The 19,029-nt window shown below is 75.1% G+C and carries 13 protein-coding genes; 5 read left to right on the forward strand and 8 right to left on the reverse strand.

The features are described 5' to 3' along the window. Window positions 1-720: 720 nt before the first annotated feature. The 5 genes from AB0O53_RS37630 to AB0O53_RS37650 all read right to left on the reverse strand — a co-directional run bounded on the left by AB0O53_RS37630 (window position 721) and on the right by AB0O53_RS37650 (window position 5,340). On the reverse strand, window positions 721-1,182 hold the full coding sequence (locus tag AB0O53_RS37630; RefSeq protein ID WP_365201661.1) for a hypothetical protein: 462 nt from the start codon (window positions 1,180-1,182) through the stop codon (window positions 721-723). Between the two features lie 306 nt (window positions 1,183-1,488). Further along, entirely contained in the window at window positions 1,489-2,286 is a 798-nt protein-coding gene (locus AB0O53_RS37635; protein WP_365201664.1) for a dioxygenase family protein, read from the reverse strand. A 1,259-nt stretch (window positions 2,287-3,545) separates the two neighbouring features. Next, entirely contained in the window at window positions 3,546-4,091 is a 546-nt protein-coding gene (locus tag AB0O53_RS37640; protein ID WP_365201666.1) for a stress protein, read from the reverse strand. A 165-nt stretch (window positions 4,092-4,256) separates the two neighbouring features. Then, a complete protein-coding gene (locus AB0O53_RS37645) occupies window positions 4,257-4,781 on the reverse strand; it encodes a stress protein (RefSeq protein WP_351002183.1) in 525 nt (174 codons plus the stop codon). Window positions 4,782-5,142: 361 nt separating this feature from the next. Further along, the gene (locus AB0O53_RS37650; protein WP_351002181.1) at window positions 5,143-5,340 is read right to left on the reverse strand and encodes a hypothetical protein; all 198 of its coding nucleotides are present in this window, start codon (window positions 5,338-5,340) and stop codon (window positions 5,143-5,145) included. A 1,288-nt stretch (window positions 5,341-6,628) separates the two neighbouring features. On the opposite strand from AB0O53_RS37650, the gene AB0O53_RS37655 reads away from it, so the two are divergent. From AB0O53_RS37655 to AB0O53_RS37670, 4 genes are all read left to right on the forward strand, one after another. Beyond that, window positions 6,629-7,942: a LuxR family transcriptional regulator gene (locus AB0O53_RS37655; RefSeq protein ID WP_365201673.1), complete on the forward strand. Its 1,314-nt coding sequence runs from the start codon at window positions 6,629-6,631 to the stop codon at window positions 7,940-7,942. 338 nt (window positions 7,943-8,280) lie between these two features. After that, entirely contained in the window at window positions 8,281-9,387 is a 1,107-nt protein-coding gene (locus AB0O53_RS37660; RefSeq protein WP_365201676.1) for a sugar ABC transporter substrate-binding protein, read from the forward strand. A gap of 1,634 nt (window positions 9,388-11,021) precedes the next feature. Continuing rightward, entirely contained in the window at window positions 11,022-13,253 is a 2,232-nt protein-coding gene (locus AB0O53_RS37665) for a PIG-L family deacetylase (protein WP_365201679.1), read from the forward strand. Between the two features lie 78 nt (window positions 13,254-13,331). Then, window positions 13,332-13,928: a hypothetical protein gene (locus tag AB0O53_RS37670; protein ID WP_365201682.1), complete on the forward strand. Its 597-nt coding sequence runs from the start codon at window positions 13,332-13,334 to the stop codon at window positions 13,926-13,928. A 209-nt stretch (window positions 13,929-14,137) separates the two neighbouring features. On the opposite strand, the gene AB0O53_RS37675 is transcribed toward AB0O53_RS37670, so the two are convergent. Beyond that, entirely contained in the window at window positions 14,138-15,532 is a 1,395-nt protein-coding gene (locus tag AB0O53_RS37675) for a glycoside hydrolase family 15 protein (RefSeq protein WP_365201684.1), read from the reverse strand. A 310-nt stretch (window positions 15,533-15,842) separates the two neighbouring features. Between AB0O53_RS37675 and AB0O53_RS37680 the strand changes: the two genes are divergently transcribed. Beyond that, the gene (locus tag AB0O53_RS37680; protein ID WP_365201686.1) at window positions 15,843-17,420 is read left to right on the forward strand and encodes a DUF6056 family protein; all 1,578 of its coding nucleotides are present in this window, start codon (window positions 15,843-15,845) and stop codon (window positions 17,418-17,420) included. A 400-nt stretch (window positions 17,421-17,820) separates the two neighbouring features. Here AB0O53_RS37680 and AB0O53_RS37685 read toward each other — a convergent pair whose 3' ends face one another. Beyond that, window positions 17,821-18,375, reverse strand: coding sequence for a GNAT family N-acetyltransferase (locus AB0O53_RS37685; protein ID WP_435886731.1), 555 nt, complete (start codon window positions 18,373-18,375; stop codon window positions 17,821-17,823). Window positions 18,376-18,490: 115 nt separating this feature from the next. Further along, window positions 18,491-18,703 carry a hypothetical protein gene (locus AB0O53_RS37690; RefSeq protein ID WP_365201689.1) on the reverse strand — a complete coding sequence of 71 codons (213 nt, stop codon included), beginning with the start codon at window positions 18,701-18,703 and terminating at the stop codon, window positions 18,491-18,493. Window positions 18,704-19,029 lie beyond the last annotated feature (326 nt).

The raw sequence follows: 19,029 nt of genomic DNA on the forward strand, positions 1-19,029 counted from the left end.
GTTGGCCCCGTGTGCGGCTTCCGATGTTCGGCCTTCGACTCCCGTGTGTGGCTTCCGGCGCCCGGCCCCCGATCCCCGTGTGTGGCTTCCGGCGCCCGATTTCCGGCCCCGATCCTGATCCCTGATCCCTGATTCCTGATCCCGGCTTCCGGCCGCCGGCTCCCTGGCTGCGGCTTCCGACGTCCGGCCTTCGATCCCGACCCTGCCCCCAGGCTTCCGATGTCCGGCCGCTGGTCCCCGATCGCGGCGTGCGACGTCGGGCCTTCAGCTCCCGTGTGCGGCTTCCGGCGCCCGGCCCCCGTTCTTCGACTGTGGCTTCCGATGTCCGGCCGCTGGTCCCCGATCGCGGCGTGCGATGTCCGGCCTTCGACTTCCGTGTGCGGCTTCCGGCGCCTGATCTCCGGCCCTGATCCTGCCGCCCGATCCCTGGTCCCGGCTTCCGGCGTCCGGCTGCCGGCCGTGGTTTCCGGTGTCCGGCTCCTGATCCCGGCTGCCGATCCCCGGCTTCCGGTTTCGGTTTCTGGGTCTTGGGTCGGTTTTTGGGGTGGGCGCTCCCGGTGCAGGCCGACCCGCCGCGCCCACTCCGCGTCCCCGTCCCGGGTGCCCCCGTGGGGTGGCCCCGTGGGGTTGGTGTTTCTCATGGGGCCGGGGTGTCGGGTCTGTGAGTACGCGGCGGTGCGGCCGTGTGGCTGTGGGGCCGTGTGGTTGTGGTGGGGGGTGTCAGGGGGTGGGTGTGGGGGTGGGGCTGGGGGTGTCGTAGACGAGTTTGTAGGTGACGTCTTTGGGGAGGGGGGTTGGTGCGGTGTGGGTGTAGAGGAGGCGGATGGTGGCGAAGCGCTGGGTGTCGGGGTGGTCGGGCCAGGGCTGGGGGTCGCTGAGGGTTACGGTCACCGGGTAGGGGCGGAAGCGGCCTGCTGCGCAGTAGGGGCGGCAGTCGTTGACCATGTCGGTGCCGGTGGCTGTTGCGGTTTTGGGTCCCCAGGTGTTCCAGCGCAGGTCGACGAGGCGGTTGTTGCCGTCGCCGCAGGCCAGGAGGTATTCGTCGGGGCGTATCTGGCCTTTGGAGAAGCAGTCGACCACGACCGGGTCGGGTGTGGGCGCGGGTGCGGGTTGGGATGCTGAGGCGGGTAGGGCGGCGGCCGTGAGGGCTGCTGCGGCGCTCAGCAGGATCCCGGTCCGCACCCGGGACCGGGTCCGGGTCCGGGCCTGGGCCTGGGCCTGGGGCTGGGGCTGGGGTGGGGTTTGGGTTGGGGTGTGGGTGCGGGGTTGCGGCCCGCGGGGGTTGGGGCCGTTTCCTGAAGCGTCCACGGGACCTCCTCGCCCGGTTGTCGCGCGCGGTGGCGCTGCGGCCATGCCCAGCTTCTCCGATCCGGGCGGCTGTCGCACCCGCTGGCAGCGTCGGGCGGCCTTGCCGTGGGTTTGACCTGCGGGTATGTGGTGGTGGCCGGTCGGGTCTGCCGGGTTCGGGCGGTGTGTGGGGTGTTTGGGTCAGGTGATGCCGATGGTGTGGGTGGCGCGGTAGCCGTTGCCGTCGGGGGTGAGGGCCAGGGTCATGGTCGCTCCTGCGGCCCGGTAGCGGTCGTCGCGCCGGTTGGGGTGTTGGGGTGGGGTGCGGCGGGTGTAGGGCGGGCGGGTGTAGATCTGGGTCAGGAGGGTTTCGGGGAAGAAGAACTGGGAGGTCGTCTCGGTGCGGGTGTCGGGGCGGATCGTGAAGTGGATGTGGGGGGCGAGTCCGGCGTACCAGCCGGGCACGATCGTGTGGAACACGCAGTGTCCGGTGCGGTCGGTGGTCTGGGTGCCGCGCAGGAAGGTGTCCTTGCCGGTGGAGTAGTCGCCGTCGGCGTCGGCGTGCCACACCTCGACGTCGGCGGACGGGAGGGGGCGGCAGCCGTCGGGGACGCGTACCACCGTCAGGTCCAGCCGCAGGGGTACTCCGGCGCGGCCCTGGGTGATGTCGGAGCGGACCAGGTCCAGATCCAGGTAGTACGGTCCCGCGCCCGCCTTGACGGCGAGGACGCAGGCCGGGGCCGCGGCCCGTGCCGCTTTCGACGGGGTCGGGGAGGCGGGCGGTACTCCTGCCGCGTCCGGTGTCCGGGCCGGGGCAGTGCAGGCGGCGCCGAGGACGGCGGCGGCCCCGGCCGAGCCGGCGGCCAGCAGCAGGGCGCGACGGCTGGTCGGCGAGGAGACCGCCCCGCCACCACTGCCACCGGTCCTGCTGTTGTTGTGGTCGTCGCCGGCGCCGGAGTGGGCATCGGTGCCGGTGGTGGTGTCGTTGTTCTCGGCCATGCGAACCTCTCACCCGTGCCCCGGATGCCGCCCGCGCGCGGGAGCGGACGGCTGGACCCGCGCCCCACCGTGCCGGATGCCGGCCTGCGGGCCCGGCACCGACACACCCCCGTCCACTCCACCGGCTCCCACCACCGTTCCGCCCCGCGATGCCGTCCCGGAAACGAGACGAGACGAGACGAGGCGAAGTGGGGCGAGGCGAGAGCGAGGTGGGGTGCGGCCGCCCGGCCTGTCGGTCTGTCGGCCTGTTGGGCTGGTCGGGCGAGGTGGTCGGTGGGGGAGTTCGGCCAAGGGGTCTGCGGGGGTAGGGCCGTGATTGCCGGGTTCTGCCGGGTCGGGGCTTTCAGGCCCGACCGTCCGCCGCCGGTGTGGACGAGGCAGTCGGTGCCGGGGGTGAAGCTATCGTCCCGCCGTCCCGCCCCGTTCTGTTCGGGGAGTGTCAGTCGAGGACGTCTCGGCTGCCTCCGGTGGCCGGGGCGTGTGCCGCTCACCATGGCGGTGCGGCCTGTCGGTGGCCCTTTCACCGCCGCGGGCCGTCTGCGGCTGCCCCGGTCCCGTGCAGGTTCCCCGGCCGGCACCGGGTCCGGGGTTGGGTGGTCTTGGACCGGGCGCCTGTGTTGTTCCGCATGAAAGGGGGGCCTTCCGGCCCGGGCGGTCTGTGGCTCAGCTGTTCAGGGCGGTGGTCGCTTTGTCCTGGGGGTCGGTCCGGGCCTGATGGTGGACTGCCTCTGTTCTCTCGCGGGACTTTCGCCGTGGGTGTTGTCGTTCCTGAGCCGCGCCTGCGTGTTCCGGTTGCCGGCCGTGACCGTCGACCCGCTTGTGTGGTCACGAAGGCGTCCTGTCCCGGCCGGGGTTCACCGCCGTCCGGCTCACGGTTGTGGGTCCGGGGGTTGTCGCCTGAGGGTCGTGCTCGTTGCAGTCCTGAGGTGTGGCCCGGTCGTGGGCCACGGTGGTGACACCGCGAGGGCGGTCGCGTCCCGTCCGTGTCCGGTTCCCGCGTCCCGGGGGGCGGGTTGGCTTCCGTCAACCGGCCCGGGGCGGGGGATGGTTGTGGGGGTGAATCCGGGGTCGCTGTCACGTCGGGTCCGGGCGGGCTGGTCGGGCCGGGTGGGGGTGGAGTGTGGTTTGCCGGTGTGGTGGGGGCGTGGTGGTCCTTGTCGGGCGGGGGTGTGTGGACGCCCGGCGGCCCCCTCCGGTGTCCGTCGGTGCGGACGGTGGCCGGAGGGGGCCGCCGGTGGGCCCTTTGCGGGGGTGGGGTGTTACCAGGAGCGGTTGAACTTCACGTGGCCGCCGTTGCGCTCGTACCAGCCGACGAAGCCCCAGTTGATCCAGCCGCCGTCGCCCTGGTTGGTGAACTGGCCGGACTCGAAGATCCACAGGCCGTAGTGGATGTTGCCCCACTGGACGTTGGCGTAGACGCGGGTGCCCTGGAACTGGTCGTTGTAGTTCTGGCTGAGGTTGAACAGCATGACGTTGTGGCGGCTGCCGGCGGCCTTGAAGGCCTTGTCGATGGCTTCCTGCACGAAGGTGCCGCGGTTGTCGGTCTTGATGCCGCGCAGGGCGTCGGCGATGGCCTTGCCGCGGCCGAGCTGGTCCATGGAGACGTTGACGCTCACGCTCTTGTCGGCGGCGGCCGCGGCGTCGGGTTCGGACGCGGCGGGGGAGGCGGCGGCGGGGGAGGCGGGAGCGGACACGGCGGCGGGGGCCGGGGCGGGCTGCCCGGCGGCCTGGGCCGGGAGCGCGGCCGCCCCGGTCAGGGTGAGCGCGGTCAGGGCGATCGTGGCGAGCGTGGTGTTGCGGCGCATGGCGATGAAGTCCTGTTCTACGGGGACGTGTACGGGGGCAGGAGTGGGGACGGGCTCGGGCTCGGGGGAGGGGTGCAGGGGTGCAGGGGTGGCGCAGGGGGCCGCGGCAGTGAGCGGGGGCCGGGGTGGGAGCGGAGCGGGGCCGGCGGGCCGGGCGGGGGCGGGTTACCAGGAGCGGCGGAAGTTCACGTGGCCGCCGTCGCGGTCGAACCAGCCGCGGAAGGCCCAGTTGATCCAGCCGCCGTCGCCGTGGTTGGTGAACTGGCCCGACTCGAAGACCAGCACCCGGTAGGTGCCGTGGATGCCGCTGACCTTGGCGTCGTAGACCACGCCGCGCAGGTTGGGGGTGTAGCTGTTGGCGTTGTTGATGACCATCACGTTGTAGCGCTGGCCGGACTCGTAGAAGGCCCCCTCCATCAGGGACTTCACGTAGCCGGAGCGGTTCTGCTTGCGTTCGATGGCCTCGGTGACGATGTTGAAGATCTTCTGGGTGATGTCGAGGACCGCGGAGGCGACGTCGACCTTCCCCGCGAGGGCGCCCGCCTCGCCCGGGGCGACGCCCTGGACGGCGGCCGGCGCGGCCGGGGCGGGCGCCTGGGCGGCGTAGGAGGCGGCGGAGGGCAGCAGGACCCCCGCGGCGGCGACCGAGCTGACGATCATGACGGCGACACGCTTGCGGCTGATACGCATAACTTTTCTCCTTCAAGGGATGTATCGGACATTCGGCGGTTGTGAGGGCCCGGCAGGCCGTCGGAGGCCGCAGGCAGGGACCGGGGGTGGCCCGGAGGCGGCCGTGAGCCTGCCTTGAGCGGGCCGGAAGGGAGCCGTGAGCGGGCCGGGGGTGGGGCGTGAGGTGAATGCGGGGCCGTGAATCCGGTGCCACCGGAACAGGATTTCCGCGGGTGTGCGGCCGGCACTGCCGGGCTGTGGCCGGAAAGGAAAGGATCGGGCCTATTTCAGGCCGAACCCATTCGGCCGACTCCTCTCCCGCCCCGGATTGCTGATTTACTGAAAGCGCTCTCGGCCTTCGGGGGCGAGGAGGGTTTTTCCGTCACCAGGACGTGGTGAGGTGGGCGGCCGCGTCGTTGTGCGGAGCCCTCCCGCCGCCGGTGCGGCGGGGGGTCCGCGAGGGGGAGGGGCCGGTGATCCGCCGGTGCAGCAGGACGGCCAGGCATCCGGCACAGAGCAGCGAGAGGGCCTGCCACCAGGGAAGACCGGCTTCCCGGTGGTCTGGAGGGGGGTTCGGCATCGGGTTCTTCCAGTGACTTTCGCGCGAGGGTGGAACCTGGCGGCGCCCGATCGGCTCTAGAGGGCCGGAGGGCAGTGGCTTGCGGGGTTGGTCCACTCGGTGTCCCCCGGACGGCCGTCGCACGGGGCGGTGGTCCGTGCGGAAGCCGGACCGGATCCGGAGTCCGACGCCGCGCCGGAAACGATGCTGCCCGCAATACCAACGGTCAGCGCCGCCGCACAAAGGAACCGAGTGAACTTCATGCTGCTCTCCTGAGAAAAGTGAATTCCGATCTGATTCCTGCCGGGTCTTTCTTTCCGGTGACTCAAGAATCTCCGGCCGGGAACTCGGGGTCCAGCGGGCACGGGCCTCAGCAAGGTGCGTGGCACGAAAGGGAGGGGTGCGAAACATGGACAGAACCAGCGATACCGGGGCGCCTGCAGAGGCGCCGGGAGCGTTACCGCCCCCGCCGGACCCCAACCCGGCCCCCGCCCGGGTCCCGAACGCGACTCCGGCTGCGTCGGCCGCCGCGGAACCCGGCCCGACCCCGGCCCCGAACGCGGCTGCGGCCCCGAGTGCGTCTGTGGCTCCGGTTCCGGCGGACACCACCGCATCCGGCCCGGCCCCCGCCCCCGCTGGGGCTCCAGCCCCCGCCCCGATCCCGGATCCCGCCCCGGTCCCGGCCTCGGTCCCGAACGTGGCTGCGCCCCCCGACCCGGCTGCGGACTCCACTCCGGACCCTGTCCCCACCCCGGCCCCGAGTGCGTCTGTCGCTCCGGTTCCGGCGGACACCACCGAACCCGGCCCGCTCCCCGCCCCCGCTGGGGCCCTGGTCCCGAACCCGGCCCCGGCGGACACCGTGCCACTCGGCCCGCCCCCCACCCCGATCCCAGCCCCAGTCCCGGTCCCGGCCTCGGTCCCGGACGTGGCTGTGCCCCCCGCCCCGGCTGCTGTCCTGGCCCCGGCGGACACCGCCGCACCCGGCCCGGTTCCCGCCCCGGCTGTGGCCCCGGCTGTGGCCCCGATCCGGAACGCGGCTGTGCCTGCCGATCCGGCCGCGGCTTCGCAGGCCGCCGGGGAACTCGGCCCGGCCCTCGCTCCGGTCCCGAGCGTGGCTGTGGTCCTGGTCCCGGCGGACACCGCGCCACTCGGCTCGGTCCCCGCCCCGGCTGCGGACTTCACTCCAGCCCCCACCTCCGACCCGGCCCCGGTCCCGAATGTGCCTGAGGCTCCGGCGGGCACCGCCGCACCCGCCCCGGCACCTGCCACGCTCCTGGTACCCGCCCCAGTCTCGGCCCCGAGTGCGGCTGTGGCTCCGGCCCCGGCGGGCACCGCTGCACCCTCCCCGGCCCCGGCCCCGGCCCCGAACGCGGCTGCGGCCCCGGCATGCACCGCCCAACTCGCCCCGGCACCCGCCTCGCCCGCGCACCCGGACCCCGCAGCACTCGCCCCGGTCCCCTCCCCGGCCGCGCACCCGGACCCGGAACCGCACCCGGCCGGCATCACAGCCTCAGCCCCGAACCCAGCAGACCCCGTCCCGGACCCCGCAGCCCCCGTCCCGGACCCAGCAGCCCCCGCCCCGGATGCCGGCCCGGCCGCGGCGGATGCCGCGGAGCTCGGGCCGACGGCGCTGCGCCTCTACACCCGCCTGCTGGAGGGCGGCCCCCAGCCGACCACCGCCCTGGCCGCCGCACTCGGCCTCGCCGAGGAACACACCGAGCGCGCCGCCGCCGAACTGGCCCGCCACCGCCTCCTGGCCCGCGACCCCGACGGCACCCACGCCCGGTGGCGGGCCGTCAGCCCCTACACCGCCGCCGCCGAACTGGTGGGACCGGAGGAGAACCGGCTGCGCCGCCGCCTGGAGACCCTGGAACGCACCCGCGCCCGCCTCAGCTCCCTGATCCCCCTGTACGAGGAGACCTACCGCCGCGGCGCCGACTCCGGCGCCGTGGAGGTCGTCGAGTCCCGCGACCGCGTCATGCTCCTCATCGCCGACACCGCGGCCCGCTGTACCGAGGAGGTCCTCACCGTCCAGCCCGGCGGCGGCCGCCCGCCCGGCTACCTGGAACGCGCCCTCCCGCGGGACCTGGAGATGCTGGGCCGCGGAGTGCGCCTGCACACCCTCTACCAGCACACCGCCCGCTACAGCCCGGGCACCCAGGAGTACGTCCGGTCCGTCAGCGCCGCCGGCGCCGAGGTCCGCACCCTGGGCGAACTCTTCGGCAAGATGCTGGTCTTCGACCGCGCCACGGCCTTCCTCCCGGTATGGGACAACCCCGACGCGGCCGTCGTCCTGCGCGAACCCTCCGCCGTCGCCTTCCTGTGCTCGGTCTTCGCCAACGCCTGGAGCCTGGCCGAGCCCTTCTCCGCCACCTACACCGCCACCACCTCGACCCAGCTCCAGGACACCATCGCCGGCCGGCTCGCCGACGGCTCCAAGGACGAGCTCATCGCCCGCCGGCTCGGCATGTCCCTGCGGACCTGCCGGCGCCACATCGCCGAGCTGATGGACGAACTGGGCGCCGAGAGCCGCTTCCAGGCCGGATACCTCCTCGCCCTGCGCTCGGCGTCCGCCACCGCCCCGCCCGCCGAGGACCCCCACCGCGCCACAACCGCCCCCTGAACCACCCGACCCCGGAAAACCCGCGCCCCCGCCGAATCCCCCCCGCCCCCCACAGAACCCCCGCCCCCCTGAACCCCGAGCCCCTCCGGCCCCGCCCCGAAACTCCCTCGCACCACCTCTCGAACACCCACCCGCCCCTCACCCTTCAGGAGTTGATGCCACACCAGGGCCCGGACCCCCACCGACGAAGGAAAGCCCTGGCAGGCGGGGTGAGCCGGTATGATGACAGCGTTGCCATCTCGTTAAGGATTCACTTCTTGACGGCGGCGGTGCGGCCCACGTTGACTGCCTCTTCCTCGGCCGTACCCATTACGGCCCCGTCAGGGAGGCTTCACCTCGTGAACGCGTATCTGGGGCGTGCCCCCGTTGCTCTTGCCGTCGCGGCGCTCGCCGTCACGCTCACCGCCTGCGGCACCACCGAAGCCGGCAGCGCCGGCAGCGGCGGCGACGGCGGCGACGGCGCGGTCAGGATCGGCCTGCTGCTCCCCGAGAACGAGACCGCGCGGTACGAGAAGTTCGACAAGCCGCTGATGGAGAAGAAGGTCGCCCTGCTGACCCTCGGCAAGGGCAAGGTCCTCTACGCCAACGCGGGCGGCGACGCGGCCAGACAGAGCGCCCAGGCCGACGCGATGATCAAGGACAAGGTGGACGTCCTGGTCATCGACGCGGTGGACTCCAAAGCCATCGCCGGCGCGGTGACGAAGGCCAAGGCGGCCGGCATATCGGTGGTCGCCTACGACCGCCTGGCCGAGGGCCCGATCGACGCCTACACCTCCTTCGACAACGAGGACGTCGGCCGCGTCCAGGGCAAGGCCCTGCTGGAGGCCCTGGGCGACAAGGCCAGGAACGGCAAGATCGTCATGATGAACGGCGCGGTCACCGACCCCAACGCCGCCAGCTTCAAGACCGGTGCCCGCTCCGTCCTGGACGGCAAGGCGAACATCGGCAAGGAGTACGACACCGTCGAGTGGAAGCCGGAGAACGCCAATACCAACATGGCGGCCGCGCTCTCCGCGCTCGGCAAGGACAAGATCGTCGGCGTCTACTCCGCCAACGACGGCATGGCGGGCGGCATCATCACCGCCCTCAAGGCCGCGGGCGTCTCCCCGCTGCCCCCCGTCACCGGCCAGGACGCCGAACTCGCCGGAGTACGGCGCATCGTGGCGGGCGAGCAGTACATGACCGTCTACAAGCCCTACGCCCGCGAGGCCGAGGCCGCCGCCGAACTCGCCGTCCTCCTCGCCCAGGGCGAGAAGATCGACGGGATCATCAACCAGGTCGTCAGCAGCCCGACCACCAAGCGCATCCCGGCCGTCCTCATCCCCGGCATGTCGGTGACCCGCGACAACATCCGCAGCACCGTGGTCCTCGACGGCGTCTACACCATCGACGAGATCTGCACCGACGCCCTCAAGGCCGCCTGCCAGGAGACCGGCCTGAAGTAGCACCGGCGGCGGCGAGGCCCCCCAAGGGGCCCCGCCGCCCCTCACCCCTCCCCGACGGCCCGCGCCGCCCCGACCGCACACCGCGGAACGAACCCACCCACCTGCCACCACCGTTCGGACCCGGGCTCGGGTCGGGGACACCGGGGCCCCCGGCCGGCCCCGCGGCACGCCGGTCGAAACGATGACGCGGTCACGCCCGCCGGCCGGCCTCGCCGGAGCACCCGTACCCCCGGCCCCAGGCCCGGGGGAGCGGCGCCCGGCGACGGACCATCCGCAACACCCGCCCAGCCCGCCCAGCCCGCCCCGCGCCCCGCCCGGCCCGCCTGCCCGGCCTGGTCCGCCTCGACCGGATCGCCGGCCGCACGCCACCACCGGCCCCGGACACGACGGACACCGCACCCCTCCTCGCCGCCGGCCCGCCGGGCCGGTGACGACGAACTGCCCCCACCCGGCCCGTGTGCCGGGACGGCACCGGCCTCCCCGGCACAGCACCTCGCCGACCTCCGCACCGGCCGGCCGCCGCCCGTCGACGCCCCGGGCCCGGCGCCACGGCTGCCGACCACCCGGCCCGGACCGGCCCACTGAGACCGGCACCGGCCTCCCCGGCGCCCCGCCTCGTCGACTCCTGCACCGGCCGGCCGCCGGCCACCCGGTCCGCGCCGCACGCCAGAAGCCTTCCTCTCGGAATCCCTCGACGTGCACAACCGGGCCGTGATCGGGCGGGCCGACGAGGCCCGGCCACTGGTCCACGGCGCCCCGTACTCCGCCGCACGCCCGCGCCGCACGGCTACGCCGGACCCGTACACCGGTCACCACGCCCCCCCGCCCCCCGCCCCGGGTCTCGGCGCCCGGCCCACCGGCCCGGCGGCCGCCATGCCCCGACCGGTCACCCTGCTTCCCGGCCTCCCGGCCTCCCGGCCTCCCGGCACCGCGGCACCCCCGCCCCGGGTCCGCCCCGGCCCCGGCCCCGGATCCGGCACCGCCCCCCGGCACCCCGCCCCCCGGCACCCCGCCCCCCGGCACCCTGCCCCCCGGCGCCCCGGCGCCCCGGCGCCCCGGCGCCCCGGCCCCCCCCCCCGGCCCCGGATCCGCCCCGGCTCCAGATCCGGCCCACCCGCCCCGCCCCCGCCCCCGCCCCCCCCGGCGGTGTGAGCGACCTCACCGCCGCCGGGACCGACCCCGGTCCGCCCGCCGGTGCGCCCCGCGGCCGCCGCCGGCCCGGCACCCGCACGCAAACCCGCGGGGAAACCCGCAGAAACCAGCAAATCCCGGTAAAACCACGGCGCAAGCCCCCGAAACCCTCACGCCCGACCCTCCCGCACACCACCCCCGCACCCCCCGGCCCGCCCCCGCCCCGCCCGCCCGGAGCACCCCCCGAGCACCCCCGGGCCAGTGACGCACGCCACCCCACCCCCGCCCCACCCCCCACCCAACCAGTGTCAAATGCGGACAAGCTGCCCATATGGGGTATTCAACTGGTTTGTTTTCATATGCCGCTTGATGGTGTGTCAGCAGAAAACCCGCGAGGCATAATCGGCCCCGGTCGTCTCCGGAAGTGCTGGAGCCATCGGGGCACCGACTCCCACCCCCTTCGGCGCGCACCCGCACCGGACCGACCCCCGAGGCGCCCGCAGATGTCCCTGGCCAGCCGCCGCACCCGCACCGCGGCCCTGCTCGCCGCACTCACCATCGGCGCCGCCGGGATCACCACCTGGGCCTACGGATACACCAGCACCCCCCAACCCGCAGCCCCCCAGGCCCCCCTGCGCCCCAGCGTCACCCAGGGCACGGTCCTCCAGGTCGTCGCGCACCCCGACGACGACCTCTTCTTCATGAACCCCGACCTGAGCCGCTCCATATCCACCGGCGTCAAGGTCACCACCGTCTACCTCACCGCCGGCGAGTCCGACGGCAGGAACGAAGCCCACAGCCCCCACCTGCAGGACCCCACCCGCCCCGCCGACCACGCCGCCTACGCCGAAGCCCGCCAGAACGGCATACGCGCCGCCTACGCCGAAATGGCCACCGGCCGGCGCACCAGCGCCTGGCAGCGCACCTCCGTACCCACCACCGGCGGCGGCAGCGCCGAGGTCGACGTCCTCCTCGACCGCCCCGAGGTCAACCTGGTGTGGATGCAGATGCGCGAAGCCCGCAGCATCTCCGGCGACAACCCCGACAGCCTGCGCGGCCTGTGGGACGGCAAGGTCCCCGCCCTCGGCTCCCAGCTCGCCTCCGGCACCCCCGTCACCACCCCCTTCTCCTACACCAGGGAACAGGCCGTCCAGGCCATCGCGAACGTCTTCGCGCTCTACAAACCCACCACCATCCGCACCCAGGACCCCACCCCCGGCCGCACCCGGCCCGCCGGCGCCTTCCTCGACCACCAGGACCACATGTACGGGGCCCGCTTCGTGCAGGCGGCCACCGAACGCTACGCCGCCTCCGCCGACCGCCCGCACTTCTCGGTCCAGAACTACGTCAGCTACCCCAACAGCTCCCTGCCCCCCACCCTCGACGCGAAGGCTGCCGAGGAGAAACTCGGCTACCTCAAGACCTACGCCTGGAGCGACCACCAGGACTGGTGCGGAAGCCCCGCCGGCTGCGGCGACCGCAAGACCGCCACCCGCCCCACCGGCGCCGGATGGAACCAGACCATCCGCTACAGCCGCGGCGAGAGCACCACCTGGATCACCGAAGGCACCCCCGGCCGGCTCCACGCCTTCGCCGCCCTCGACGGCCAGATGGCCTACTGGACCCGCCCCGGCCCCGCCGCCGACTGGCAGGGCCCCCGCTTCCTGCCCGCCACCGCCCCCGGCACCACCATCGACGCCGGCGCCTCCACCGCCCGCCTCCCCGACGGCCGCATCGCCGTCCTCGCCACCCGCACCACCCTGGGCACCACCCCGCAGGACTACCGGCGCGAAGCCGTCTACGCCCTCCAAACCGCCCCCGGCGCCGACTTCGGCCCCTGGCAGAACCTCGGCACCCCCGACACCACCACCCCCAACACCACCACCCCCGGCACCACCGCCGACACCACCACCGCCGCCCGCGAGACCGCCGCCACCGACGCCGCCACCACCGCCCTCGGCGCACCCACCGCCGCCGTCGACGCCACCGGCCGCATCACCGTCTACCAGCGCGACTCCCGCCGCACCCTGCGCGCCCGCACCCAAAGCGCCCCCGACACCGCCTTCGGCCCCTGGCAGGCCCTGGGCGGCACCGGCCTGCAGGGCGACCCGGTCACCGCCACCGACAGCGCCGGCCGCCGCCACGTGTACGCGGCCACCGACCGCACCGTCCTGGCCTGGACCCAGCCCGCCCCCGGCGCCCCGCTCACCGGCCCCTTCCCCACCGGCCTGCCCGCGACCACCGGCGTGCTCTCCGCGACACCCCAGGACGACGGCGTCCGCCTCACCTTCCGCCGCCCCTCCGCCGGCACCGTCACCACCACCCTGGCCACCGCCACCGCCACCGGGGCCCCCGCCCTCACCCCGCCCGCCGACACCGGCGGCGAAGGCGGCTACGGCGCCGTCGCCACCGCCGGCCGCCTCCTCGCCGGCCGCGCCGACACCGGCACGGCCGCCGTCACCCTCCCCGGCCCGGCACCCGCCTGGTCCCAGTCCCAGATGCTCTACACCGGCGCCCCCGCCGCCGTGACCGCACCCGACGGCACCGGCCTGGCCGCCGCCCTCGGCCTGGACGCCGGCCTGCACCTCACCACCACACCCCCGCCCACCCCCACCCCCACACCCGCCCCCAGCCCCGCGCCCGGCGGACCCGGCGGATCCGTGCCGTGGCACCGGGCCGTCGCACCCACCGCCCTCGCCCAGGCCGCCCGCCAGGGCTCCGGGTGGCACGGGTGAACACCCCGCGCGACGATGACCACCCCGACCACCCCGGCCACCCCTCCCCGTCCTGACCACCGGCGAACGGCGCCCTCCGTGACCGCTCCCCACACCCGCATACGCCCCCGCACCCGCACCCGCATACGCCCCCGTACGCGCCCGCGTCCGCGGACGGCAGCCGCCCTCCGCGCCCTGGCCCTGGCCGTCTGCCTCGCCACCGCCGCGGCCCTCACCACCGGCTGCCGTAACGAGACCACCCCGGCCTGGGAATACCCACGCCTCGCAGCCACCCTCGACTCCCTCTCCACCGCCCTCGCCCAGGGCTGCGCCACCCCCGACCCCGACCACTGCGCCGCCCGCCTCGACCACCTCGAGGCCCTCGCCCGGCGCGCCTTCACCGAAGTCCTCGACCACCGCCTCCTCGACCAGGCCTGCCTCGAAGCCGACAGCGCCGTACGCCGGGCCAGAACCCTGCGCCTGGCCGCCACCGAACAGGCCCAGACCCAGACCCAGACCCAGACCCAGGTCCAGGGGCAGGGGCGGGGGCGGGTCCGGCAGGACCCCCGCCACCCGGCCCTGGAACAGGCCCGGCGGGCGGTGGCCGCCGAACAAGCCGCCTACCGCCGCCTCCTGGCCGCCCTGGAGAAGGTCCGTACCACCCCGCCACCGGGCGCGCCGACCCAGCCCGTCTGACCCCACCCCACCGCACGCGCCCCGGCCCAGCCCGACCCGCCAGGCCCGGCGGCCCGGCCCGCCCCAGCGCGACCCGATCGACCCGGCCGGCTGGCCCGCCCACCCCGCCCACCCCGCCCACCCCGCACGTCCCACCCGCCCCGCACGCCCCGACCGACCGCCCACCCCGGCCCCGCCCACCCCGGCCCGGGCCGAACCCCCGCCCACGGCTACAAGGGCAGGGCCAGGGGAGGGGCGGACAGCCCGCCGGCCTCCAACGCCACCAGCGACAGCACCACGATCGAACCCGTCCACGCCAACGGCGCCACCGACGCCGGCCGGCCCGCCCCGTCCACCTTCTCCGGCAGCTCACCCAGAGCGTTCCGCTTCGACAGCACCCACTCCAGCACCGGCCCCGCCTTCGCCGGCCGTCCCCCCGCAGCCCACGCCAGAGCGAAGAACGCCGTACTCGGCGTCCACGCCACCGCCCCCCACGGAGCCCCCGGATCATTGCCCGGAGTCAGCCCCCCGTTCGGCAGCAGCAACGCCCGGTAGGTCGACTCCAGCGCCGCCGGCACACCCGCGGCCCCCGCATTGAACGGCGGCGCCATGAACGCCACCGCACTGTCGCGCCCGTGCCGCCCGTCGACGCTCCGCTGATAACCGAGCGGGAAGAACCGCTTCGAGATCCCCGCCGACAACCGCCGCGCCGCCCGCCCCCAACGCACCGCATCCTGCCCCCGGCCCGCCTCCCGCGCCAGGTCCGCCGACGCGTTCAACCCGGCCAGCAACGGCGCCGCCGTACCGATGTTCGCCGTCGCCGTCATCAACTCCCAGTAGTCCGGAGAAGCCGGAGGCAGCCCGTCCGCACCCAGGGAGAGCACCGCCCGGTCCGCCGCCGCCCGGATCATCGGATACAGCACCGCCAACCGCTCCCGCCGCCCCTCCAACGGCGCCACCCGGTACCACTGCCACGCCGCCCACGGCACCCAGCCGTTGGCATCCAACTGCCACCGCCTGCCGTCCGGCGGCCCCGAACCGTCCAGCTTCGTACGCGCCTCCCAGCTGCCGTCCCCGCGCTGGGTCGCCGCACTGTGCCGCAGGATCCGAAACGCCTCCTCGTCATGCCCGGTGTGCGCGAACGCCGCACACGCGAAACTCGAATCCCGCGGCCACGAATACATCCACCCCGGACTCCACCCCGCCGCCATCGCCCCGTTGGGCCGCAACAGCGCCCGCATCGCCAGCAGCGCCCGCCCCGCCGCCTCCCGCTCGGCCGCCGACCGCCCCGGAACCCGCCCCGACGCCAGCCACGCCCGGCTCTGCCCGATCTGCCGCAGCGCCCGCCCGTCCCCGGCCGCCACCACCACCGACACCGACCGCCCCGACGGCAGATACCGCCACCGCCCCGACGCCAGCCGCAGCACATTGCTGCCCTCCACGTACCGGGCACCGGCCGCCAGCGACGCCGAAACCCCCTCGGCAGTACTCGCATTCGACAACACACCCACCGCAGGAGCGGCCAGCCCCGACAACGGCGCATGACCACCCGCCCCGCACACGGGAACGACCGTCCCCGTCAACGCCGCCGCGACCACCGCCCAGCAGCCGAGGACACCGGCCATCGCCACTCCCTCCGCCGCATCCGCACACCCGTCCACGGCCGCACACACGGGCACACGCACGGGCACACGCGGACCCCGACCCCACCCATCCTCGAAGACCACCGCCCGCCCCGCCACGGAAGCCCCGCCGCCCGGGTGAGCCGCCCCCGGCAGCCCCCCCGGCAGCCCCCCCCGGCAGCCCCGGCCCGGGATGCCGCACCCGGCGAACCGTGCACATCATGGGTGTTCGCGGGCCGTGCGATCACCACAGCCGGCGGGGCGCACCCGGCCGCCCTTGCCCGACGGGCCCCCGCTGCGAAGGGGAAGGCCCATGAGCACCATGGCGGCCGAGGGCGAGGAAGAACGCGTGACCCCCTCCACCCACACCGGCCCCGGCCCGGGCCCCGGCGCCCGCCGGCTCCCGCGCACCCTCCTGCCCGCCGCCGCCGCGACCCTCCTCGCCGCCGCCGGAGCCCTCGTCGCCGTCGGATGCTTCCTCGGCCTCTACACCCGCCCCGCCTCCGACGACTGGTGCGCCGCCTGGAAAGCCCGCGACCTCGGCGTCCTCGGCATCACCGCCGACTTCTACACCACCCAGAACGGCCGCATCACCAACGCCTTCCTCAGCGGCCTCCTCTACAGCGACGGACCGGCCGGCACCAAGATCCTCCCCACCCTCATCACCGTCCTGCTCACCGCCGCCCTGGTCCTGCTCGGCCGCCGCCTCCTGCGCGCCCTCGGCCACGCCCCGCCCCTGCTCCTCCTGACCGCCTGCGCCCTGGTCCTCCAAGCCCTCCTCTACTACGCCGGCACCCGCAGCTACCAGGTCCTGCTGTGGGCCCCCGCCACCATCTCCCACACCCTGCCCAGCGTCATCGGCCTGTGGGCCCTCCTGCTCGCCCTGGCCACCGTCCCCCACCCCCGCCGCGCCGTCCGCACCGCCGGCCTCGCCGGCGCCCTCCTCACCGGCTTCGCCCTCGGCACCCTCAGCGAACCCTTCGCCCTCGTCAGCGGCCTCGCCGCCGCCCTGACCGCCGTCCTGTGCCTGCCACGCCTGCGCCTGGCCACCACCTGGCGCCCCTTCACCTGGTGCCTGCTGTGGTGCACCGGCCTCCTCTGCGGCCTCGCCGTCCTCTACACCTCCCCGGGCGCCCGCTGGCGCCGCGCCCAGCAACCCGAGAAGGAGCCACTGCTCTCCACGGCCGAACTGCGCGCCACCTACGAGGACTGGCTGCACATGTGGGACACCGTCACCGGACAGTGGGCCTACCTCGCCGCCCCCGCCGCCGGCCTCCTCCTCGGCCTGGCCGCCACCCTCCGCACCCCCCAACCCTCACCCTCAACCTCACCCTCAACCTCACTCCCGTCCCCCTCCCCGGCCCCGCCGTCCCGGTGGACGCTCGCCGCCCTGCTCCTGCTCCCGCTGCCCGTCGTCATCCTGGGATCCTTCGCCGTCGCAGCAGGCCTGCGCAGCGGATACGGCCCCACCGGATGGACCTACGCCCGCACCTGGACCAGCTACCTGCTCCCCATGGAAATCGCCCTGTGCGGCTACGGAGCCCTCCTCGGCGCATGGGCCGGCCCCCGCCTCGCCGCCCGCCGCCCCGCCGGCCCGGCCACCGTGGCGGCCTGCGCCACGGCCGCGTTCTGCCTCACTCTCGCCGCGACGGCCTCCCTCGTCCCCGGCCTCCAGCAGCTCACCACCACCACGGTGGCCCGCTCCATCGCCTGGGACGCCCAGAACGCCCGCATCCGCGCCGAGACCGCCCGAGGCGCCACCGACATCGGCTACCGCCCCCTGCCCATCGGCACCCTCGCCGAACCGTTCTTCACCGCCGACCGCAGCCGCGACTGGGTCGCCGCCTGCATCTCCCGCTGGTACGGCATCGACCGCATCCACCGCCGCTGACCCCCACACCCCCGACCCGACCCGAACCCGCCCGCGCCGACAGCCCGCCACGCCCCGACACCCCGCGACGCCCAGGCCAGAACACCCCCCCACGCACACCACGCGGCACGCCGCAGCCCGCCACCACACGGCGGGCCGAACGGCACCACCCCGCCGCTTCCCGGCAGGGACTTCCACCCGGCCCGCCCGGGCCCGCACGCAGCACCGAACCCCGGGCCCAGGCCCCGCCCCGGTCCGCCCCGAAACCCGCCCACCGGGACGCATGCCCCGCCCCGCGCGAACACGCCACCGGCCCCGGCCGCCGGCCACAGCCGGGGCCCGGGGCAGACCCCGTGGCACCGGACGGCGCAGAGCGCCCGGCCGACACCGGCCGGCCCGGGAGCCGGCCCGGCCGGACGCCTCAGCCGGCGCTGGTCCGGCCCGGCCGGACGGGCGCCGGCGGCACGGCGTCGGTCGCCAGCCGTGCGTGCAGTTCGACGTCGTGGCGGACCCCGTCGTACTCGAGCTTGCGGCGCTGGATCCCCTCGACCGCGAAGCCCGCAGCCCGCGCCACCCGGCACGACGCCGGGTTGTCGACCCGGTGGCCCAGCTCCAGCCGGAACAGACCGGCGTCCTCGAAGGCCCAGGAGGCCACCGCCCGGCAGCCGGCCGACGCGACCCCCTGCCCGCGGGCCGCCGCAACCGTCCAGTACGACACCCAGCCCGTCCGGTGCCGCCGGTCGACGGCGCCGACCGCCACGTTCCCCAGCACCGCCCCCGCACCGTCGACGACCGCGAAGGCGAAAGCGGATCCCGCCTCCCACTGCTCGGCCCGGTCCGCCAGCCACCGCCGCGCCGCCGGCAAGGTCACGACCGGCTCAACGGCCTGCCGCACCATCACCGGATCGGCGAACGCCCCCAGCACCGCCCCCACGTCCGCCGGCGCCCAGCGCCGCAGCCGAAGACCCGGGGACACTTCCAGATGATCACGCACCCGCCGCAGTCTTCCCCAGCCCCGACACCGCCCGCCAGCGCAATACCCGCCGGCCCGCCGACCCGTCAGGCCCGGCCGGTGCGCCCCGGGGGCCGGATCAGCCCTCGTGGTCCATCACCCGGCGGGCCGCCTCGGCCTCCGCCGCCGGCGGAGAGAGCTCGTCGAGGGTGTCGAGCTCGTCGTCCGAGTCCAGCTCCTCCTCCCACGCCGCCGCCAACCGCTCCTGCTCCTCACGCGGCCTGCCCGCCACGGCCTCCCGCCGCTGCGGCTCCAGAGCCGCCAGGAAACGCCCGACCGCGTCCGCCGTCATGCCGTACTCCGATTCGCCGTGGGACAGGGGAGAAGGACCCGGCCCAGCATCGCGAACCCGGCCCCCACCACCGGCCCGACACGGCACGCCGCCACCCGAATGCACGCGACCACCCCACCCCACCCCACCCCATCCCCGCCCCGCACGCACGGGTGCGGCGCGCCACGGCCCGCCCGGCCGCGACACGCCGCACCCCCGGCAGCCGGCGGTCACCGTCCCGTCGGGGCGACCGCCTGCCCGGTGTCAGCCGCGGTGCTGGTGTCCGCGGCGGCCCCAGGATTCGGTGTCGATGACGTTGCCGCGGTTGTCGCGGAGGGTGGCGGTGT

It is taken from the genome of Streptomyces erythrochromogenes (assembly GCF_040684695.1).
Lineage (GTDB): Bacteria > Actinomycetota > Actinomycetes > Streptomycetales > Streptomycetaceae > Streptomyces > Streptomyces erythrochromogenes_C.

Excerpts from the sequence above, each read along its gene's own strand:
- AB0O53_RS37640 (WP_365201666.1), bottom strand. The coding sequence starts at position 4,091 with ATGCGCCGCAACACCACGCTCGCCACGATCGCCCTGACCGCGCTCACC.
- AB0O53_RS37645 (WP_351002183.1), bottom strand. The coding sequence starts at position 4,781 with ATGCGTATCAGCCGCAAGCGTGTCGCCGTCATGATCGTCAGCTCGGTC.
- AB0O53_RS37665 (WP_365201679.1), top strand. The coding sequence starts at position 11,022 with ATGTCCCTGGCCAGCCGCCGCACCCGCACCGCGGCCCTGCTCGCCGCA.
- AB0O53_RS37675 (WP_365201684.1), bottom strand. The coding sequence starts at position 15,532 with ATGGCCGGTGTCCTCGGCTGCTGGGCGGTGGTCGCGGCGGCGTTGACG.
- AB0O53_RS37635 (WP_365201664.1), bottom strand. The coding sequence starts at position 2,286 with ATGGCCGAGAACAACGACACCACCACCGGCACCGATGCCCACTCCGGC.
- AB0O53_RS37690 (WP_365201689.1), bottom strand. The coding sequence starts at position 18,703 with ATGACGGCGGACGCGGTCGGGCGTTTCCTGGCGGCTCTGGAGCCGCAG.
- AB0O53_RS37680 (WP_365201686.1), top strand. The coding sequence starts at position 15,843 with ATGAGCACCATGGCGGCCGAGGGCGAGGAAGAACGCGTGACCCCCTCC.
- AB0O53_RS37650 (WP_351002181.1), bottom strand. The coding sequence starts at position 5,340 with ATGCCGAACCCCCCTCCAGACCACCGGGAAGCCGGTCTTCCCTGGTGG.